At 43.3% G+C, this 19,962-nt stretch carries 19 protein-coding genes; 15 read left to right on the plus strand and 4 right to left on the minus strand.

The annotated features are described in order from the left end of the window. Window positions 1–98 precede the first annotated feature (98 nt). The 4 genes from ACMXYR_RS08790 (at window position 99) to ACMXYR_RS08805 (ending at window position 3,323) form a co-directional block, all read left to right on the plus strand. Window positions 99–815: a hypothetical protein gene (locus ACMXYR_RS08790; protein WP_415901260.1), complete on the plus strand. Its 717-nt coding sequence runs from the start codon at window positions 99–101 to the stop codon at window positions 813–815. Continuing rightward, entirely contained in the window at window positions 812–1,132 is a 321-nt protein-coding gene (locus ACMXYR_RS08795) for a hypothetical protein (protein WP_415901261.1), read from the plus strand. Before ACMXYR_RS08790 ends, ACMXYR_RS08795 begins: the two co-directional genes overlap by 4 nt. 211 nt (window positions 1,133–1,343) lie before the next feature. Beyond that, window positions 1,344–2,633 (plus strand): L,D-transpeptidase family protein, encoded by a 1,290-nt coding sequence (locus ACMXYR_RS08800; protein WP_415901262.1) that lies wholly within the window; start codon window positions 1,344–1,346, stop codon window positions 2,631–2,633. Window positions 2,634–2,747: 114 nt separating this feature from the next. Further along, window positions 2,748–3,323, plus strand: coding sequence for a DUF882 domain-containing protein (locus ACMXYR_RS08805; RefSeq protein WP_415901263.1), 576 nt, complete (start codon window positions 2,748–2,750; stop codon window positions 3,321–3,323). A gap of 209 nt (window positions 3,324–3,532) precedes the next feature. Here ACMXYR_RS08805 and rnhA read toward each other — a convergent pair whose 3' ends face one another. Then, complete coding sequence (gene rnhA / locus ACMXYR_RS08810; RefSeq protein ID WP_415901264.1) at window positions 3,533–3,967, minus strand: ribonuclease HI; 435 nt, start codon at window positions 3,965–3,967, stop codon at window positions 3,533–3,535. Then, window positions 3,954–4,724 carry a class I SAM-dependent methyltransferase gene (locus ACMXYR_RS08815; protein ID WP_415901265.1) on the minus strand — a complete coding sequence of 257 codons (771 nt, stop codon included), beginning with the start codon at window positions 4,722–4,724 and terminating at the stop codon, window positions 3,954–3,956. The genes rnhA and ACMXYR_RS08815 overlap by 14 nt, the downstream gene beginning before the upstream one ends. A gap of 117 nt (window positions 4,725–4,841) precedes the next feature. Here ACMXYR_RS08815 and gloB point away from each other — a divergent pair, with 117 nt between their 5' ends. From gloB to ACMXYR_RS08855, 8 genes are all read left to right on the plus strand, one after another. Beyond that, window positions 4,842–5,615: a hydroxyacylglutathione hydrolase gene (gene gloB, locus ACMXYR_RS08820; protein ID WP_415901266.1), complete on the plus strand. Its 774-nt coding sequence runs from the start codon at window positions 4,842–4,844 to the stop codon at window positions 5,613–5,615. Between the two features lie 92 nt (window positions 5,616–5,707). Beyond that, a complete protein-coding gene (locus ACMXYR_RS08825) occupies window positions 5,708–7,288 on the plus strand; it encodes a LysM peptidoglycan-binding domain-containing protein (protein WP_415901267.1) in 1,581 nt (526 codons plus the stop codon). A 17-nt stretch (window positions 7,289–7,305) separates the two neighbouring features. Then, complete coding sequence (locus ACMXYR_RS08830; RefSeq protein ID WP_415881414.1) at window positions 7,306–7,554, plus strand: hypothetical protein; 249 nt, start codon at window positions 7,306–7,308, stop codon at window positions 7,552–7,554. Window positions 7,555–7,639: 85 nt separating this feature from the next. Next, window positions 7,640–9,475 carry an extracellular solute-binding protein gene (locus ACMXYR_RS08835; RefSeq protein WP_415901268.1) on the plus strand — a complete coding sequence of 612 codons (1,836 nt, stop codon included), beginning with the start codon at window positions 7,640–7,642 and terminating at the stop codon, window positions 9,473–9,475. Beyond that, window positions 9,475–10,572, plus strand: a complete 1,098-nt coding sequence (locus tag ACMXYR_RS08840) for a microcin C ABC transporter permease YejB (protein WP_415887931.1) — start codon at window positions 9,475–9,477, stop codon at window positions 10,570–10,572. The genes ACMXYR_RS08835 and ACMXYR_RS08840 overlap by 1 nt, the downstream gene beginning before the upstream one ends. A gap of 2 nt (window positions 10,573–10,574) precedes the next feature. Further along, window positions 10,575–11,618 (plus strand): ABC transporter permease, encoded by a 1,044-nt coding sequence (locus tag ACMXYR_RS08845; RefSeq protein WP_415901269.1) that lies wholly within the window; start codon window positions 10,575–10,577, stop codon window positions 11,616–11,618. After that, a complete protein-coding gene (locus ACMXYR_RS08850) occupies window positions 11,615–13,213 on the plus strand; it encodes an ABC transporter ATP-binding protein (protein WP_415901270.1) in 1,599 nt (532 codons plus the stop codon). The genes ACMXYR_RS08845 and ACMXYR_RS08850 overlap by 4 nt, the downstream gene beginning before the upstream one ends. A 170-nt stretch (window positions 13,214–13,383) precedes the next feature. After that, window positions 13,384–14,688 (plus strand): NAD(P)/FAD-dependent oxidoreductase, encoded by a 1,305-nt coding sequence (locus ACMXYR_RS08855; protein WP_415901271.1) that lies wholly within the window; start codon window positions 13,384–13,386, stop codon window positions 14,686–14,688. Between the two features lie 49 nt (window positions 14,689–14,737). Here the strand turns inward: ACMXYR_RS08855 and ACMXYR_RS08860 are convergent, their stop codons facing one another. Continuing rightward, window positions 14,738–15,688, minus strand: coding sequence for a LysR substrate-binding domain-containing protein (locus ACMXYR_RS08860; RefSeq protein ID WP_415901272.1), 951 nt, complete (start codon window positions 15,686–15,688; stop codon window positions 14,738–14,740). 97 nt (window positions 15,689–15,785) lie between these two features. Between ACMXYR_RS08860 and ACMXYR_RS08865 the strand changes: the two genes are divergently transcribed. Both ACMXYR_RS08865 and ACMXYR_RS08870 read left to right on the plus strand, forming a co-directional pair. Beyond that, window positions 15,786–16,460 carry a DJ-1/PfpI family protein gene (locus ACMXYR_RS08865; RefSeq protein ID WP_415901273.1) on the plus strand — a complete coding sequence of 225 codons (675 nt, stop codon included), beginning with the start codon at window positions 15,786–15,788 and terminating at the stop codon, window positions 16,458–16,460. A 296-nt stretch (window positions 16,461–16,756) separates the two neighbouring features. Further along, entirely contained in the window at window positions 16,757–17,170 is a 414-nt protein-coding gene (locus ACMXYR_RS08870) for a hypothetical protein (protein ID WP_415901274.1), read from the plus strand. A gap of 50 nt (window positions 17,171–17,220) precedes the next feature. Here ACMXYR_RS08870 and ACMXYR_RS08875 read toward each other — a convergent pair whose 3' ends face one another. After that, on the minus strand, window positions 17,221–18,156 hold the full coding sequence (locus tag ACMXYR_RS08875; protein ID WP_415894238.1) for a LysR family transcriptional regulator: 936 nt from the start codon (window positions 18,154–18,156) through the stop codon (window positions 17,221–17,223). Between the two features lie 175 nt (window positions 18,157–18,331). Here ACMXYR_RS08875 and ACMXYR_RS08880 point away from each other — a divergent pair, with 175 nt between their 5' ends. Next, window positions 18,332–19,927, plus strand: a complete 1,596-nt coding sequence (locus ACMXYR_RS08880) for an isocitrate lyase (protein ID WP_415881425.1) — start codon at window positions 18,332–18,334, stop codon at window positions 19,925–19,927. Window positions 19,928–19,962: the final 35 nt, after the last annotated feature.

Below are 19,962 nucleotides of genomic sequence, written 5' to 3' on the forward strand. Positions count from 1 at the left end.
TTGATCGACTGAACCAAGTACAAAAGTCACTAAGCACTCAACTTCAACAAACTGACTGTAGATATTGGCTGTTTAGTGATAACCAACTGGATTCGTCATTGACGGACGCTATAAACACTATCACCAATATATGGCATTCAGCCGGAGGAGATGGTCGGCGTACCCAGAACCTATACGGCCTCATTGGTGTGCCTTCCCATATCATTCCACTGATCCACCAGCTCAATACTCATAAGCAAAATTTTCAAACTAGCGTCAGAAAATTTCGTGAAATTCACGGGAATCCAAACCAAATTATCTATAAACGCGCGGAAGAACTTAATTTAGCTCTTCAACAGCAAGGCATGGCGCGCGTCAACTTAAAACAGTGTTACCGCCAAATACCACTACTAGAAAAACGCCCAAACAAGGTGACATTTAGTTGGTACAGTAGCGGCAGAAGCCTAAAGAAAGTATCGATTAAAGAGGCTGAGCAGCGCCTGTTAGCTATGGATACGAATCAATTACATATCCAGCTACAGCTTCAAGCTTTAGGTAAAATTCCAAGTAATGAAGTATTGGTACAGTTACAAAAACAAGTTCCGGTAATGCGTGCGAATATAGTTTGGAAAGATAAAGACAAACTAATCAGAAAAGCTCGCAATTGTCCGCTTCCTTTATTTTTTCCTTTAGGTGCAGAAGAGGCTTTTCCGGAATATAATACCCCCTCTTTTACACCCCCCGATCAACGCAAACGGCAGCTTCGGAGTGATGTAATTATTGACCCCGAACCTTATTTGCCGAGTTTGCGCTTACACCGCTACAAAAAAACATGACAGAAGAAAAAACGAACAAAAGCACTAAACTCCATCATTTAGCGGCTGGTATAGGTTTCGCTGGCTTAATTTTGTGGTATTACGCAGGCTATAAACTAGGTTTTCTTGACTGGGCCATTCAGCAAGTCCCACCCAAATATGCTGGTGCAGGCATGATGGTTGGTGTCATGATCATGATGACGCCAGGCTTTTTCATTTGGTCCCGATATAACCGCTGGATTGAAAAGCGCTTAAACATCACTGGCCAATATTATGAAGATGAGTACTACAAAAACGACGAATCTCTAAAAGAGCAACGAAAAAACAAAAAGAAGTAATATCCGTAGTGAAACTTATAGCACTCGGAACTCCCACTTATTCCTGAGTGCTCTTCAGCCTTAATTAAGGCTATACCGTTTAATATTTCCCTTGAAAAACCTTCACGTTATCTAACTTGAAGAATATCCAATCTAATTCTGTAATTAATAAACCCCTTTATTTTGTCGCTAATGGGCAAGGCAAATGAGACATCGAAATAGGAGGCTAATCATGCAGTCTTTACTTGCTTTAGTTATGCTTACTCTCGGCTGCTATGTCCCACTGTGTCTAAGCATGGAACTAGCGGTGACCTCCCCACTACCAAGCACTAACAAACATACATTTACAGATACTACTGCTGACTTATTAGATCCTTTATCAAATACAGAAGATGTGAAGAACCTTGCTAATGACTTAAACCAAATACAACTATTACAGCAAGAATATGACAAGTACCGCACTTTGGCAGACACAACGGAGTGGAAAACTATTCCAAGAGGACCACTATTAAGATTCGGTGATACCCACCCACACGTATCTATGATTCGTGAAAAATTAACAAAACTTGGCGATCTTTCATTAGCCAATTGTTCTTCAATTACTGATCCACTCTTCGATATAGAGTTACACGAAGGTTTAAAGAAATTTCAAAAAAGGCACGGTGCTAAAGTAGATGGCATTGTAGGTCCCGAAACAAGACGTACTCTAAATGTTTCTCTTCATAAAAGAGCGGATCAGTTATACGTAAATATTCTTCGGCTGCAGCAGTTCCAACCAAACACTGACCGCTACATTCTAGTCAATGTGCCTGCTTTTAAACTGGATTTGATTGAGCAAGGCAAATCAATCCTGAGTATGAAAACCATCGTGGGTAAGAAAAAAAGAAAAACCCCGATCTTCGAAACCGAAGTAAACCGAATTGTGATTAACCCCTCGTGGCACGTACCTAAGAGTATTGCTTATAAAGATATCTTGCCGGAACTTGAAAGGGATCCAAACTTTTTAAAAAAAGCCAGACTTCAGCTTGTGAGCGGATGGGGAAAAAATCAACGTATTATCACTAATGAAAATATAGAGTACGACAAACTCTACAAAGGGGAAAACTATCAACGATTTTGGGAAGCACCAAGCTCATCAAACACGCTTGGAAGTGTGAAATTTCTAACCTCTGGCCCTTATTCCGTATATCTACACGACACTTCAGCTAAGCGTCTTTTCGATGAATCTAAGCGCGCTTTTAGTTCAGGCTGTATTCGTGTTGAGCAACCTCGTCAACTTGCAGATCAACTAATGCGGATGACCCAAGGTTGGAACAGCAGCCAACTAGATCCACTATTCACACAAGAAAAAACAAAGCACATTCGCTTATTAGATCCAATCCCGTTGCATGTGACCTATTGGACTTCATTTATCGATAAAGATGGCGATTTAAACTTCCGGCATGACCTATACAAACGAGATAGGTACGACTTAACGAGACTAACAGAAGGGACTCAAAGTGCAGACGCACGTCAAAATTGAGCAAACTGCTCACAACATACACAAGAATAATTCATGCAAATATCTGGTTAATTTATATACAAACAAATATTTGATCAGGCATAATCATTTCTTTTCCAGATGTATAGACTCCTAATGACCGATCAGATAGATTCTATTAATATCCCTTCTCCGACACGACGTAAATTTTTAAAAGCCCTAGGTGGATTATCAGCATTAAGCGCCATACCATCTGCAGCCTTCGGCAATATCCATAAGGCCAAAGACCACTCGCTATCCTTGGTCAACCTCCACACAGGCGAAACGTTAAATAGTACATTTTTCACTCAGGGTAGTTTTCAAGAAGATAGTCTTGGCGCACTTGATCACCTATTGCGCGATCATCGAACAGATCAAGTTCACCCAATGAACCAACAGCTAATTATGCTGCTGCATGATCTGCAACAAACCTTCGGTGCTCATAAGCCTATTCACGTCATATCTGCTTATCGCTCACCTAAAACCAATGCCATGTTGAGCAGTAAAAGCGGAAAAGTAGCTAAAAAGAGCCTACACATGCAGGGAAAAGCTATTGATATTCGTATCCCGGGTGTAGATGTCAAAGATCTACAACGCGCAGCATTGAGTATGAAGTCAGGAGGTGTCGGCTTATATACGCGCAGTAATTTTGTGCATCTAGATGTAGGCCGCGTAAGACAGTGGGGAGCATAAAGCATACCGCTACGGGCTTTTATGAGTAGGAATAGATTTATTCTGCGCTTCTATCTGATTACTTTCAGCTTCGACTTCACTGTTAGGTTGAGTCGGAGCTGACAATTCACCACCAGCAATCCGTAACTTTTGGTTACGGCCACTTATCGAAAAATTCTCGGCATATCAACTGACAGCAAACTATTTACTTAGCTTTAGAGCTAATCATGCTAATTTAACTCTTCAACACCACGGTTTGCCAGTTGATCAGCCAATTCATTTTCAGGATGGCCGCTATGCCCTTTAACCCAACGCCAATCGATTGTATGTTCCTCAGTAGCTTTATCTAACCGCTGCCATAGGTCAGCATTTTTTACAGGTTTTTTTTGTGAGTTTTTCCAACCGCGCTTCTTCCAGCCATCAATCCATTCAGTTATGCCTTGTCTGACATATTGAGAATCTGTGGTCAGGATAACTTCACATGGGCGATTAAGAGTCTCTAAAGCCTTGATCGCAGCCATTAATTCCATGCGATTGTTGGTAGTACCATGCTCACCACCCCAGAGCTGCTTTTCAGCATCCCCATAACGCATAACGGCACCCCACCCTCCTGGTCCAGGGTTTCCTTTACAAGCACCATCAGTGAATATTTCAACGATCTTCACAAACTTTCCTTAATGATTTTCGGGTAGTGGGTTCCGCGACTGGCAGAGTAATGAGTCTTCTTAACCCCCAGCCAGAACGCAGCGGAGTCATGCCAGCAATATCTTTACGCGCCAACAAAACAGAAAACGCCCCCGTATGGCCGGGCAAACGTCTTGCAACACTTTCGACTAGCCTAAAACGACTTCGCCATTTGGCCTTAGTGAAAGGAGCGCGATAATAACCTGAAAGTTGACGTAATTCAGTTAATTCTAAAAGCTTTAACCAATCAGATAGCCTTTTATGGCTAAGGAATCGTCCACTCCAAGGGGGTAAATCATGGTTCCGTTTTGTCAGTCGATAAAGCCCCCAAGAGCTAACCGGATTAAACCCGACAATAACAACATGACCACCTGGTCTTAGGATTCTGGAGGCCTCCCTTAAAACTTGATGGGGGGAATCAGTGAAATCTAATGCATGGTGAAGAAGGACTACGTCAACACTCTCATGAGCTAAAGGTATCTCTGTATTATCTGCAACAATACAGTGATCACTGACCCCTAAGCCAAGTTTAGGAATAATAGAAAAACAATGGGTTACAGGACTGCCTTCGAATAAAGTTATCCGGCTATCTACAGACAGCTGGGCTAAGTGCATTCCAAACAGAGCACCGACCACCCGCTCCACTGTATCTCTTTCAGCCTGTAGCAGCTCCTGACCTAATTCGGTATCAAACCAAGCCATGATATGTGGAAGCTGATCGTCTAATGAGCGACTCATATTATTCGCCATAAATTTATCTAATTAGAACTGGTCCGATGTAATATAAGCAGTATTATATTTCTTTTATAACACTGCAAATGAAGGTTTTACCTTTCAGTTGATAGGAGCTGTCAAATGTTTAGCGTTACTCCAATTCCTGCTTTTTCAGATAATTATATTTGGCTCCTTAAACTACCTAACAGTCGCAAAGTCGCTGTTGTAGATCCAGGCGATGCCGCTCCAGTTATTCGCTACTTAAATGATAATAACTTTGAACTAGACGTTATCTTAATTACACATCACCATTACGATCACACTGACGGCGTAAAAGAACTTACGGACAGATATCAAGTTCCCGTTTATGGGCCTCACAACTCTCCTTTTTCAGGCATAACGCATTTCCTTAAAGAAGGTGAAAAATTGGACATCTGGGGGCAACAACTCACCATTAAAGAGATCCCTGGACATACACTCGATCACATCAGTTATTTCATAAACGGAGAGCAGCCTCAATTATTTTGCGGTGACACTCTATTCTTAGCTGGATGCGGGCGTTTGTTTGAAGGTACACCGAAGCAGATGTTAGCGGCAATGACTCATTTCCAATCTTTGCCTGACAACACCGAAGTTTATTGCACCCATGAATACTCACTGGCAAATCTAGCCTTTGCTGAAGCAGTTGAACCTGAAAATACTGATGTCAAAGATGCGATAAACCTGTGTTCCAAGCTTCGGAATTCTGATCGCCCGACCTTACCAACAACTATTGCCCAAGAAAAACGTATAAACCCCTTTATGCGCTCGGATCAAGTAAGTGTTATTACCGCTGCTCAGAAATTTACTCATCAGACTCAGCTAGATCAAGAAGCCGTATTTGCAGCGATCAGAGAATGGAAGAATCAATTTTAATTTATTGATTTCCCAGCTTTTCCAGAGAACCCTTGACGCTTTAAGGGCCACTGATAGAATGGATCGATTTACCTCCTAAGCACCGGAGCATCATGTTTTCATCTTCTAAATCGGTCCTGCTATCTATAGCTGCAGGCGTTGTATTAAGCGGTTGCCAATCCGTTACCGAAAAAAACACCATCCCATCTAATAACGGCATAGATGGTCAGCCTTTTCTGGCAAAAAATACCTCTCATTTTAATGATGAAGCTGAACCTACTCCTAATGATTTATGGGAAGTCACTCGCAATCATATGGAGATGGAACTGCATCTAGATAACCCTAGAGTTCAAACCCATCTCAGATGGTACAAAAAACACCCGAACCACATGGAACGGGTCGTAAAACGTGCAGCACCTTATTATCACCATATTTTAAACAGCGCGATTGAACGCGGCATTCCTGTTGAATTAGCACTACTTCCGATCATTGAGAGCGCATACGATCCATTTGCCTACTCTCATGGCCGAGCAGCAGGACCATGGCAATTTATTCCTTCTACTGGTAAGTATTTTGGCCTAAAACAAAACTGGTGGTACGACGGACGCCGAGATATTTTGAATTCAACTGATGCTGCCTACACGTACTTAAAAAAGCTACATAAACGCTTTGACGGAGACTGGTTACTTGCCCTAGCAGCTTATAACGCAGGCGGTGGCAACGTATCTAAAGCAATTAAGCGTAACAAGCAAAAAGATAAACCAACCGACTACTGGTCCCTCAATCTACCAAAAGAAACCATGGCTTATGTCCCTAGATTTTTGGCTGTAGCTGCAGTTGTTAAAAACTCAGAGTATTACGGCTTAACTCTACAGCCAATCCCAAACAAACCTCATTTCAGGGTGGTAGAAACAGGTAGCCAAATTGATATCGCCCAAGCAGCATCTATGGCGAATATCAGTACTAAAGAATTGTATCTTTTAAATCCAGGATTTAACCGCTGGGCAACAGCTCCGGAAGGACCACATCGATTACTAGTCCCAGTAGAGAACGCTGAACAATTTACCAAAGCACTTAAAGAGCTACCGAGCGACCAACGCGTTAAATGGGTACGTCACAAAATTCAGTCTGGAGACTCATTAATTGCCATTGCTAACAAATATAAAACTTCAGTAAACCTCATCCGTTCGACCAACAAAATTAGTGGTAACAATATCCGTGCAGGTAAAACGCTGCTAATACCAACCGCAAGCAAGCAGGCAACAGAGTACGCTCTTAGTCAGCAACAACGTCATGCTGATAGACAGAAGACGATTTCACGTACAACTGATCGTCAACAAAAACACCATACTGTTACATCTGGCGATAGTTTCTGGAGTATCGCTAACAAATACAATGTAGGCGTACGACAGTTAGCTCGATGGAACAGCATGGCACCTGGCGACCCATTAAGTATTGGAAAGAGACTCGTCATCTGGAGCAAACCAGCTCAAACAGCGCTAAACGATGCAGACCGTCAAGTCATCCGTAAAGTGGGTTACAAAGTACGTCAAGGTGATTCGCTTTCTGTTATTGCCAACAAATTTAATGTTAATGTGGCTGATATATTACGTTGGAATAAAATCAACAAAGCTAAATACATTCGCCCTGGGCAACATCTAACTTTGTATGTAGATGTTACCCAAGCACACTAATTCAGGACGACCGATTCATGGACGCTACAAGTATTTTTATTATTGTTTTTGCGACAGTCACTGCAATTGCGTTTAAAGTCATTCTTTATAAGCGCATTCAAAAGTGGATGGATCAAGACCTAATAAAAGGCCTAGCTGATGGCAATGAGGAAAAACTAACGTTCCTACAACAGCAATATCAGCAACTCGTCGACGCCAAAGTTAAGCGTAAGCATCTCCATAATCAGCTAACTGAATTGTCCGAACAATTTGAACAAAAAAGCTAAGGAACAGTCTTATCAGTGGCTTTTACTGGAACCCAGCAAAGGTCACTGATATAAAAGATAATTTACGTTAAGAAGGAACCTTAGATTGCTTACACTCAAACCTCGTACTTGCTCTTCTCTACGCAAATTAAGTATTTGGTTGTGCCTTTCCAGTTTCCTTATTCCTGCACCTCTATTGGCAGATGCGGTTACTTCGAGCCATGGCATTGCAATGCATGGCGACCTTAAATACCCTGCCAACTTTAAGCACTTTGATTATGTGAACCCTGATGCACCCAAAGGCGGCAAAGCCATTCAATCTGCTTTGGGAACATTTGATAGCTTTAATAACTTCATCGTCAAAGGAACCCCTGCTGACGGGCTTGGCCTCCTCTACGATAGTTTACTTGGTAAAGCTCAAGACGAACCTTTTTCCCTATATGGTCTCGTTGCTGAATCGCTAGAAGTACCAGCTGATCGTAGCTGGATTATTTTTAATATACGCCCTGAAGCAAAATTTAGTGACGGCCACCCTATTACTGCGGAAGACGTAGTTTTCAGTTTAGAAACCCTGAGATCTAAAGGCGCGCCTTTCTACAAAGCCTATTATTCCGACATCGAATCAGTTGAAGCACTTAATCCTCACCGAGTTAAATTTAATTTCCGCAACAACCTTAACCGTGAGTTAGCCCTTATCGTTGGTGAAATTGCAATTTTGCCTAAACATTTTTGGAAAGATAGAGATTTCCAAAAACCGAGTTTAGATATTCCGGTGGCCTCTGGTTCATACACGATCGATAGTTTTGATGCCGGACGTAGTATCACCTATAAGCTAAGCCCTGATTACTGGGGTAAAGACCTACCCGTTAATAGAGGTCGTCATAATATTGAATTTCTGACCTACGATTACTACAGAGATAACACGGTAGCAATGGAAGCTTTTAAAGCTGGTGAATACGATTTCCGTCAAGAAAATTCATCAAAGCGCTGGGCTACTAGCTATACAGGGTCTGCAGTAGATTCAGGCAAAATAATTGTCAAAGAGTTAGGTCATGAAAACCCAACGGGTATGCAAGCCTTCGTCCTAAACACTCGACGACCGCAATTTAAAGACCCGCGTGTTAGACAAGCACTAGCGCTAGCATTTGATTTCGAATGGACCAATAGAAACATCTTTTACAACGCCTATACCCGTACCCATAGTTTTTTCTCCAACTCGGAGATGGCCGCTACTAGCCTGCCAACCGAGAAAGAGATCGAGATACTTGAGCCTATTCGTGACCAAATCCCTACCGAGGTATTTACTCAAGTTTATCGTGCTCCTGAAACCAGTGGTAATGGCCGAATCTATACCGAGCTGCGTCAAGCTAAACGCCTACTTCAACAAGCCGGATGGATCTTTAAACAAGGTAAGTTAGTCCACAAAGAGACTGGCGAACCACTTAAAATCGAAATGCTGCTTTATTCACCTGCTTTCGAACGAGTAGTCGCTCCCTTTATTCGTAACTTGGAACGATTGGGTATTCACTCAAGCATTCGTTTAGTTGATGTTTCACAATACATCAGCCGCCTGCGTAAGTATGATTTTGACGTAGTTGTAAGCGGATTTGGTCAATCCTCCTCACCGGGTAATGAACAACGTGATTACTGGCATTCCTCTGGTGCTGATGTTGAAGGCAGCCGTAATCTCATCGGAATCAAAAATCCAGCGGTTGATTACCTAGTTGACCAGCTTATTCAATCCCCTGATCGTGAGCAGTTGGTTTTACGAACTCGTGCCCTTGATCGCGTGCTGCAATGGAATCATTACGTTATCCCTCAATACCATATTAATAAATATAGAGTGGCTTATTGGGATAAATTTGAAATGCCGAGCACTCGCCCTAAATACAATCTAGGTTTTGATACTTGGTGGATCAAACCATCCGAGGACGCTAAATAATGGCTGCGTATATCCTAAGGCGTTTACTTCTGATCATTCCTACCTTGATAGGAATTCTGACGATCAACTTTATCATTGTTCAAGCAGCCCCTGGCGGCCCCGTTGAGCAAACCATTGCTCAATTGGAAGGCATTAATGTCGGTGCGACGGCTCGAGTCAGTGGCGCACAAAATGACCTAACAACCGAAGCAAGCAGCGCGAATGGTGGTGACAGCAGCTATCGTGGTGCGAGAGGCTTAGACCCAGAATTGGTAAAAGAGATCGAAGCGCTATACGGTTTTGATAAACCCGCTCACGAACGCTTTTGGCAGATGCTAAAAAATTACGCCGTTTTCGATTTTGGAAATAGCTTATTTAGTGACAAATCGGTAGTCGATTTAATCATCGAAAAACTACCGGTCTCTATTTCCTTAGGCCTTTGGGCGACATTGATTACTTACGCTGTTTCCATCCCTTTGGGTATACGTAAAGCGGTTAAAGACGGCACCCCTTTTGATGTCTGGACCAGTACTGCAATAATCGTTGGCTATGCCATTCCGAACTTCCTATTTGCAATTTTACTGATCGTCATCTTTGCAGGCGGCACTTGGTTGGACTGGTTCCCACTACGCGGACTGACGTCTCCCAACTTTGATGAATTAAGCCTTTGGGGTCAGATTAAAGATTACTTCTGGCACATCACCCTACCGGTTATCGCAACTGTGATCGGCAGTTTTGCGACTTTAACAATGCTGACCAAAAACTCATTCTTAGATGAGATAAACAAGCAATATGTGCTTACGGCGCGTGCTAAAGGCCTTTCCGAAAAGAAAGTCCTTTATGGTCATGTCTTCCGTAACGCTATGCTTATCATCATTGCTGGTATGCCTGCAGCGCTTATCTCAATCTTCTTTACGGGTTCTATGCTGATTGAGGTCATCTTCTCCCTTGATGGCATTGGGCTGCTAGGTTATGAGGCGGTAATCAACCGTGATTACCCTGTTATCTTTGGTACCCTGTATATCTTCACCCTTATCGGTTTATTACTTAAATTGATCAGTGACATCACATATGTACTGGTAGACCCAAGAATAGACTTCGAAAGCAGGGAGCTTTAACCATGGGTGTATTAGTTAATAAACTCAGCCCTCTCAATCAGCGCAGGGTCGAAAACTTCCGCAAAAACAAACGTGGCTATTGGTCTTTATGGATCTTCAGCACGCTATTTTTCCTATCCCTATTTGCAGAGATTATTGCGAATGATGATCCGTTGGTAGTGTCGTATAAAGGCGATCTATATTTCCCGGTCGCTGTGAATTACACCGAACTGACCTTTGGTGGTGAATTTGAAAGCCCTGCGGATTTCAAAGATCCCTATATCCAAGACCTTATACATAATGAAGGGCAAGGCTGGATTATCTGGCCGCTGATTAAGTACAACTACAGCACAATTAATTATGACCTTCCTGTACCTGCTCCATCCCCTCCAACAATGGACAATCTGCTAGGTACAGACGATCAGGCTCGTGATGTACTTGCTCGCGTCATATACGGCTTTAGGATCTCAATCCTATTTGCCGTAGTTTTGACTTTAGCAAGTTCAGTGATCGGTGTGGTTGCTGGTGCTATTCAGGGCTACTACGGCGGTAAAGTTGACCTTTTCTTCCAACGCTTTATCGAGATCTGGTCTGGTCTTCCGGTTCTGTTCTTACTGATCATTTTAGCCAGCATTGTTGAGCCAAATTTCTGGTGGCTATTAGGTATTATGCTTCTCTTCTCTTGGATGCAGCTGGTTGATGTCGTACGTGCCGAATTTTTACGTGGTCGTAATCTCGAATATGTTCGCGCTGCCCGTGCGCTTGGCTTAAATAACCGCATGATCATGTTCCGCCATATTCTTCCAAATGCTATGGTGGCAACGCTGACCTTTATGCCATTTATCTTTAATGGATCTGTTGTTACGTTGACCGCTCTGGATTTCTTGGGCTTTGGCCTGCCTCCAGGCAGTCCATCATTGGGTGAATTAGTTGCTCAAGGTAAAACAAACCTTCATGCACCATGGTTAGGTATCACGGCTTTCTGTAGCCTTGCATTGATGCTTACCCTTCTAATCTTTATAGGTGAAGCTGTACGTGACGCCTTCGACCCAAGGAAAGTGTCATGACGTCTCCGCTATTAAGTGTTCGCAACCTATCCGTCACTTTTGATCAGGGTAGTGAAGCTGCAGTAGAAGCAGTGAAACAAGTTAGCTTTGATATACCTCGAGGTGAGACTCTTGCATTGGTAGGAGAATCAGGCTCTGGCAAATCCGTATCCGCAATGTCCGTTCTGCGTTTACTCCCCTACCCTAAAGCAAGCCACCCTAGCGGTGAAATTCACTATGATGGTCAAGACCTACTGAGCTATAACGAAAATCAGATGCGTCAGTTACGCGGCGATAAGATCAGCGTTATCTTTCAGGAACCAATGACGTCGCTCAACCCTCTACACACAATTCAGAAACAGATAGGGGAAACTCTACTTCTACATAGAGGGATGACCGGTAAACAAGCACGATCTCGAATTCTTGAACTACTTGAGTTAGTTGGCATTCCTGAGCCTGAGAAACGCTTAAATAGCTACCCTCATGAGCTTTCCGGCGGTCAGCGTCAACGTGTAATGATCGCAATGGCACTCGCCAATGATCCTGAACTGCTTATCGCTGATGAGCCAACTACTGCACTTGATGTAACGATTCAGGAACAGATTCTGGAGTTACTTAAGTCCCTGCAAGAAAAACTGGGCATGGCAATTTTGCTGATTACTCATGACCTGAATATTGTCCGTCGTTACGCGCACCATGTCTGTGTTATGTATAAAGGTGAGCAAGTCGAATCGGCTCCAACGGCTCAACTGTTTGCACAACCACAACATCCTTACACTCAAACGTTATTAGATGCTGAGCCATCAGGTAATCCTGCCATTGTTCAATGCGAGCAAGAGCGCTTGCTAGAAACAGAACAGTTAAAAGTCTGGTTTCCTATTACGAAAGGTTTTTTCAAAAAGACCGTAGACCATATTAAAGCGGTAAACAGCATCGACCTGTCTGTTAACCGCGGTGAAACACTCGGCATTGTGGGAGAATCCGGCTCAGGAAAAACCACATTAGGCCTCGCCATTTTGAAACTGCAACGCAGTGAAGGCGAAATCACATTTGATCAGACCGCTCTTGCACCTTTAGATCAAAAAGCGGTTAAACCTTTACGTAAACGGATGCAGATAGTTTTTCAGGACCCCTTTGGCAGCTTGAGTCCACGCATGTCTATTGCTGAGATCATTGCTGAAGGACTCGATATTCACCAGCCAGAATCTAAAGCGGAACACGAACAAGCGATCATCGATGTACTACAAGAGGTTGGTATCGATCCTGAAACTAGGCATCGCTATCCGCATGAGTTCTCTGGAGGTCAGCGGCAGCGTATCGCCATCGCACGCGCATTGGTACTGAAACCCGAACTTATCGTATTAGATGAGCCCACCTCTGCGTTAGATCGCACGGTACAGAAACAAATTGTTGAACTATTGCGCAACCTTCAGGAAAAATATGGCTTAACTTATCTATTTATCAGCCATGATTTAGCCGTTGTAAAAGCGCTAAGCCACAAGCTAATAGTGATGCGCCATGGAGATATCATCGAACAAGGTGATGCCCAAGCAATCTTTGCATCACCTAAAGCTGAATACACACAACAGCTACTGGCAGCCGCATTTAATCAATAAGTCGAGTATGCCTCTCCCACTTTAAGACGAAGCGGTGCTAATTCTTTAGCGCCGTTTCTAGTTCTTTCTATTTACTTTTGTCTGCATCAAGATCAGAGTACAACTATCAGAAAATATAGGATTAATAGTTTCTACAGCTGCTAATCCCATATTTTTTGAGGATTAAAACAATGACAAATCCAACGGAGCCGCACAAGATTCTTGTGATTGGCGGGGGCGCTGGCGGCCTTGAGCTCGTCACCCAACTAGGCCACCGCTACCGAAAAAATCCCTCAGTTGAAGTAACCCTAGTCGATCAGAAACGTTCCCATATCTGGAAACCTCTTTTACATGAGGTAGCCACAGGTTCACTTGACCCAAATACTGATGGTGTTGTTTACCATGCCCACGCGGTTAAACACCATTATGAGTTCGAACTAGGTACTTTTTGTGGTCTAAATAAAGACGCCAAGACTGTCACACTGGCTGAAACGGTGGATGAGGATGGAGTTCAAATCCTGCCGGAAAGACATTTGCAATATGACACACTGATTTTAGCCATCGGCAGTGTCAGCAACGATTTCAAAACACCGGGCGTGAATGATCACTGTTTCTTCCTAGATACAGCTAAACAAGCTGAACGTTTCCATAACGCGCTCATTAACAACTTCATGCGTGTAAACCAACGTGAAAACGGCGTATTAAATATCGCGATTGTTGGTGCAGGCGCAACGGGTGTTGAGCTCGCGGCTGAGCTTTACAACGTAACCGACATGCTTAAGTCATACGGCCTTCCGAAAATGACCGCTAAACAGCTGAAGGTTACACTGATTGAAGCTGGCCCACGTATTCTTCCTGCACTGCCTTCTCGTATCTCGGCCTCTGCCCGCGATGAACTAGCAGCGCTGGGTGTAGATGTATGTGAAGATACCTTAATCAAATCCGCGAACGCTAATGGCTTCGAAACAGCTGACGGTTCAGAAATCGAAGCAGACATGATGATCTGGGCTGCAGGTGTTAAGGCACCCGACTTCCTAGCAGACCTTTATGGCTTTGAGTTAACCCGCACAAATCAGATTCTGGTTAAACCAACGCTTCAATCCAGCATCGACGACAGCATTTACGTGATTGGTGATTGCTGCGCTTGTGCGCAGGAAGATGGTAGCTGGGTGCCACCTCGCGCCCAATCAGCACATCAAATGGCGTCAATCGTTAAGAAAAACATTATTCTTACCGAAAAAGGCAAACCACTTAAAAACTTCGTATACAAGGATCACGGTTCACTGGTCAACCTTAGCCGTTACAGTACCGTGGGCAGTTTGATGGGCAACCTTTCAAAGAACTCTATGTTTATTGAAGGAAAAATAGCTCGTATCGTGTATGTATCACTTTATCGTATGCACCAGATCGCAATTCACGGCTTCTTCAAAGCGATGATCGTTTATATTGCTGAGAAGATCGGAAAAGTTGTAAGGCCGAAGATGAAACTGCACTAAGTTTCTCAGTGGGAATAGTGCGCTGATTGTATTTTTTACAATCAGCGCACTATTCCCACTCATTAAGATAAGCCACTTCACTAGACCAACAAAAGTTCGACCCCTCTCCCATCTTCTCTAGTTCCGCTTTTAAAAATTCTGTAAATACCACCACCTTACTTGGTAGAAAATCCCGCTTAGGATAGAGTAAATACACACCATAACCTTCCGGTTCAATAGGTGGAAATAACGAAACTAAGTCCCCAGAACTTAAACCGTCTTTAAATAGAAAATGAGGCCCCTGCATCACACCGACATCGCTACGACAAAGATCTACCAGCGCCTGACCATCATCAACCACTAAATAGTTTTTGGGATCTAGCTTTTCGGTCTCCCCATCCACTTCAGCCAAAATAGGCATTAACTTACCCGTCTGCTTAAAGCGAAAGCGTATCCATCGGTGATTATCAAAATCCTGAAAACTATCAATTGGCCCATGCGTTTCAAGATAGGCTCGTGTTACGCAGGTTAGAAAGTCCATTGGGCTCAATTTATGCAACACCATACGGCTATCGGATACCGTGCCTGTTCGGATCGAGAGATCGAGTCCCCGTTCGATAATATCGACATATTCATCGGAGAAACTCAATTGCAGACTAATATCTGGATACTGTTCGGCAAATTTAGAGAGTATTGGAACTATATATAAACGCCCGTAAGCGACCGGTAAATTTACCTTTAGAACACCCGTTGCAGACTCATTACCCGATTTCAGACGCTGCTCACATTCATCTAGATCTATGAGTAACGCTCTTACCGTCTCTAGGTATTCCTTTCCCGCATCAGTAATTGTTAGCTTTCGGGTAGAACGATAAAACAGTGTATAAGCTAACTGCTTTTCTAATCGGCTTATCGCTTTACTCACTGTAGATGCATCTGTACCCAACACCGCTGCGGAAGCAGCAAATGATCCTTTCTCGCATACAGTAATAAACGTTTTTAAAGCATTGAATTTATCCATTAATGAAGAATATTCACCAATGAAATTCTAATCAATATATTTTTCACTTATTAACTTAACCCTAAAATGGTCGTAATTAACTTTCTGGAGATTAAAAATGAGAAAGCAATTTGTACGACTAACAGCAACTTTGGTTTTACTGCTCTTAAGCCAACTATCATTCGCTGAGAGTAAGAAGATCGGCATTCTTGTCTTTGATGGTGTTCTAACATCCGATGTAACAGCACCATTAGAAGTTTTTGGCGTTGCCAGCAGAAAAACATGGTTTAGTGACTACACACCTATCGTTATCAATGTGGTAAATAAGCCCTCCGTTACAACTGAAGAAGGCCTAAGTTTAAATAGCCCTTATTGGATCGGCAATGCCCCTAAACTGGATGTTCTAATCGTGCCATCTAGCTACGACATGGACCCACTGATCGGAAATACCCAGCTAATTCAATTCATTAAAAACACTGCCCATCACGCTGAATGGATGGCGAGTAACTGCTCTGGCTCATTCTTACTTGGTAAGGCAGGACTATTAGATGGATTAAAGGCCACAACATGGGCTGGAGGTGAAAAGGAACTTGCTCGCACCTTTCCAGATATAAAAGTCCAATACGATCAGAATGTAGTTGTTGATAGCAATGTGATTACTTCAAATGGTAGCTTAGTTAGCTACCAAGCAGCGCTAGTGCTTCTGAGTAAATTAGCATCTGCCACTAAAGCTAATGAAGTAGCAGAAGCGCTTCAATACACACGCTTTTCGACTAAGAAATTTATTTTGTAATTAACTCAGGCTCAGCAAATGTATTTGCTGAGCCTTGCATCATTTAATTTATAAACAACGAAAATATTACTCACATGACACAGTTCGAGTAGAAGCCCACTCTCTTAGATAATCAATCTTTTCTGACATCACGACAGACAGGGGCTGAGTCTTTCGTAACTCGGCATGGTGTACATGCTTGATTACATCTCTAAGCGCCTATGCAAAGTAAATCAAATAGTTAACTCGGGCATTTGACCTGTTGACTGAAACAGTGGATCCAAGCCTAATTGCTGTAATAGAGAAAAGGAATTCCGATGAAACTACTAATTTTAATAGTATGGCTAGGCAGCATAGCTATATACCTTGCTAGTGACACTCTAGGGCTTCACGATTATGTAACCATTGCCATACCTGCAGCCTTTCTACTCTTATCTTTTATCTTGGTAGAACAGTTCAAAGCGATGTTCAGATGGTTCCATCATTTGATCGTAATTCAAATTTTGGTTTGGTACCTATATTCGATGTACTTGCATATGCCAAGAATGGAAGGCAACGTCATAGAACAATACCTTTCATATTCACAGATTTACCTAACTGCTAATTGGTACATTGGTTTTATGCTCTTCTTTGGACTAATTTCGATACCGCAAACAAAGAAGACCAAGCAAGCCATGCTCCTCCCAACAATTGAATGCGCAGTACCTGAAGAATCATTAGGCAAAAAATAAGGCGGTTAAACCGCCTTATTAGATTATTAAAACTTATAACTTATCGTTCATTAGGAAACCGAAGCCACATCAGAGATCACCTGGCGTATCCAACGGTGAGCAGCGTTATGTTGTAGCAAAGGGCTCCACGCCATTTTGAACTCAAATTCCGGAATATCAAAAGGCGGTTTTTTCACTACTAATCTTGGGTTTTCTGATTGTATAGCAGCAGCACGACTCGGAATAGTTGCGATAAGACCACGCTGAGATGCAAGCAATGCGGCTGATTGATAATGTCGGGTAAATACCGATATATGGCGTTTATAGCCAATTGAGTCTAATGCCTCATCCACCCAACCGAGCCGCTTGGTATCTTCAGGCGTGATACCCATACCTGCTCCCATGCCGGTTTTACTCACCCAAACATGATTTGCCCTGATATAAGTTTCCAAACAGTAATCATGGGAAATGGGATTATCTACGGCAAACAAACACGAAAACGAATCTTTCCATAAGGTCTTTTGGTGGAAGGATTGCGGCATAGTATCAAAACGGTTGATAACCAGATCAACCAAGCCCTGCTCCACTTCAAGAAAGCTCATATCACTCGGCGTTAGGATATCAAGGACAACATCTGGCGCTTCACGGTTCAAACGCTTTAATAATCGGGGTAATAGCGTTGCCTCACCGTAGTCGCTGGTCATTATACGAAAGACTCGATCACTGGATTTAGCATCAAACTCAGTTGTTGGTTCTATAACCTGTTCTACCGATGCAAGGATCTGTCTAAGCAGTGGCTGCAATGATTGAGCACGCTCAGTAGGCACCATTCCTTCACTGGTTCGAACCAAAAGTGGATCACCAAAAGTTTCACGCAACCGCCGCAAACCGTTACTCATAGCGGGCTGTGTAATCCCAAGTAAGCTGGCGGATCGAGTCACATTACGCTCCCGCAGCAAAATATCAAGATACACCAAAAGGTTAAGGTCAATTTTATCCAGATTCATATCAATGCCGTAATCATGCGTGTTTCAGTAATAATACCATAGACCTATTCACAGGATAAATACTGCAAATAACAGGCATTTATTTCAATTATAGGGTTAACCGCACTAGAATCGATTGCGAAACTTTTAAGAGTTAGCCGAAAACTGGCTAGCAACTAATATAGAAGGAATGACCATGTCATCACTGAACAAAGACATCGAAAGCATTGCAGGTCTTAAAGCTGAAGCTGGTAGCCCTTGGGATGCAATCAACCCAGAATCTGCTGCACGCATGCGCGCTCAGAACAAATTCAAAACTGGCCTAGATATCGCTAAGTACACTGCTGGTATCATGCGTCGCGACATGGCTGAGTTCGACAAAGACAAAACTAAGTACACTCAGTCTCTAGGCTGCTGGCACGGTTTTGTTGGTCAGCAGAAGCTGATCTCTATCAAGAAGCACTTCGGTTCTACTGAGCGTCGTTACCTATACCTATCTGGTTGGATGGTTGCTGCTCTACGTTCTGACTTCGGTCCTCTACCAGACCAGTCTATGCACGAGAAAACTTCTGTAGCTTCTCTTGTTAACGAACTTTACACATTCCTTCGTCAAGCTGACGCTCGTGAACTAGGCGGTCTATTCCGTGCACTAGACAAAGCACGCGAAGCTGGTGACGCTGCTCTAGAAGCTGACATCCAGTCTCAGATCGACAACCACGAAACTCACGTAGTGCCAATCGTTGCTGACATCGATGCTGGTTTCGGTAACGCTGAAGCGACTTACCTAATGGCTAAGCAGATGATCGAAGCAGGTGCATGCTGCCTACAGATCGAAAACCAGGTTGCTGACGAGAAGCAGTGTGGTCACCAGGACGGTAAAGTAACTGTTCCTCACGCTGACTTCCACGCTAAACTACGTGCTCTACGTTACGCTTTCCTTGAGCTAGGTGTTGACGACGGTGTTATCGTTGCTCGTACTGACTCTGAAGGTGCTGGCCTAACTAAAGAAATCGCTGTAGTTAAAGAACCAGGCGATCAAGGCGACGTTTACAACTCTTACCTAGACGTTGAAGAAGTTGCTCCAGAAGATACTGCTGAAGGCGACGTACTAATCAGCCGTAACGGCAAGCTAGTTCGTCCTAAGCGTCTACCTTCTGGTCTATACCAGTTCCGCGCAGGTACTGGCCACGAGCGTTGCGTATTCGATTGTATCGAAGCTATCAATGCTGGTGCTGACCTTCTTTGGATCGAGACTGCTGTACCAACAGTTCACGAAATCAAAGGCATGATGGACGACGTTCGCAAGGTTCACCCAAATGCGAAACTAGTTTACAACAACTCTCCATCTTTCAACTGGACTCTAAACTTCCGTCAGCAAACTTACGATGCATGGGCTGCTGAAGGTAAAGACGTTTCTGGTTACGACCGCGACAACCTAATGTCTGCTGATTACGACGGTTCTGAACTGTCTGACGCTGCTGACGCTCGCGTTCAAACGTTCCAGGCTGATACTGCTCGCGAAGCAAACGTATTCCACCACCTAATCACTCTGCCTACTTACCACACGACTGCACTGTCTGTTGATAACTTGGCTAAAGAATACTTCGGTGAGAAGGCTATGCTTGGTTATGTTGAAGGCGTACAGCGTAAAGAAATCCGTCAGACTATCGCATGTGTTAAGCACCAAAACATGTCTGGTTCTGACATCGGCGACGACCACAAAGAATACTTTGCTGGTGAGAACGCTCTAAAAGCTGGCGGCGCGAAAAACACGTCTAACCAGTTTAACTAAGCAATACTAGCTAAGGCGCATGCTCTAGCTTGCTA

The sequence above is a fragment of the Neptuniibacter sp. QD29_5 genome, from assembly GCF_047778125.1.
GTDB lineage: Bacteria > Pseudomonadota > Gammaproteobacteria > Pseudomonadales > Balneatricaceae > Neptuniibacter.

Bases quoted from the DNA above. Each gene is read 5' to 3' on its own strand.
- ACMXYR_RS08795 (WP_415901261.1), top strand. From the start codon at position 812: ATGACAGAAGAAAAAACGAACAAAAGCACTAAACTCCATCATTTAGCG.
- ACMXYR_RS08800 (WP_415901262.1), top strand. From the start codon at position 1,344: ATGCAGTCTTTACTTGCTTTAGTTATGCTTACTCTCGGCTGCTATGTC.
- ACMXYR_RS08805 (WP_415901263.1), top strand. From the start codon at position 2,748: ATGACCGATCAGATAGATTCTATTAATATCCCTTCTCCGACACGACGT.
- ACMXYR_RS08815 (WP_415901265.1), bottom strand. From the start codon at position 4,724: ATGAGTCGCTCATTAGACGATCAGCTTCCACATATCATGGCTTGGTTT.
- gloB (WP_415901266.1), top strand. From the start codon at position 4,842: ATGTTTAGCGTTACTCCAATTCCTGCTTTTTCAGATAATTATATTTGG.
- ACMXYR_RS08825 (WP_415901267.1), top strand. From the start codon at position 5,708: ATGTTTTCATCTTCTAAATCGGTCCTGCTATCTATAGCTGCAGGCGTT.
- ACMXYR_RS08830 (WP_415881414.1), top strand. From the start codon at position 7,306: ATGGACGCTACAAGTATTTTTATTATTGTTTTTGCGACAGTCACTGCA.
- ACMXYR_RS08840 (WP_415887931.1), top strand. From the start codon at position 9,475: ATGGCTGCGTATATCCTAAGGCGTTTACTTCTGATCATTCCTACCTTG.
- ACMXYR_RS08845 (WP_415901269.1), top strand. From the start codon at position 10,575: ATGGGTGTATTAGTTAATAAACTCAGCCCTCTCAATCAGCGCAGGGTC.
- ACMXYR_RS08850 (WP_415901270.1), top strand. From the start codon at position 11,615: ATGACGTCTCCGCTATTAAGTGTTCGCAACCTATCCGTCACTTTTGAT.
- ACMXYR_RS08855 (WP_415901271.1), top strand. From the start codon at position 13,384: ATGACAAATCCAACGGAGCCGCACAAGATTCTTGTGATTGGCGGGGGC.
- ACMXYR_RS08860 (WP_415901272.1), bottom strand. From the start codon at position 15,688: ATGGATAAATTCAATGCTTTAAAAACGTTTATTACTGTATGCGAGAAA.
- ACMXYR_RS08865 (WP_415901273.1), top strand. From the start codon at position 15,786: ATGAGAAAGCAATTTGTACGACTAACAGCAACTTTGGTTTTACTGCTC.
- ACMXYR_RS08870 (WP_415901274.1), top strand. From the start codon at position 16,757: ATGAAACTACTAATTTTAATAGTATGGCTAGGCAGCATAGCTATATAC.
- ACMXYR_RS08875 (WP_415894238.1), bottom strand. From the start codon at position 18,156: ATGAATCTGGATAAAATTGACCTTAACCTTTTGGTGTATCTTGATATT.
- ACMXYR_RS08880 (WP_415881425.1), top strand. From the start codon at position 18,332: ATGTCATCACTGAACAAAGACATCGAAAGCATTGCAGGTCTTAAAGCT.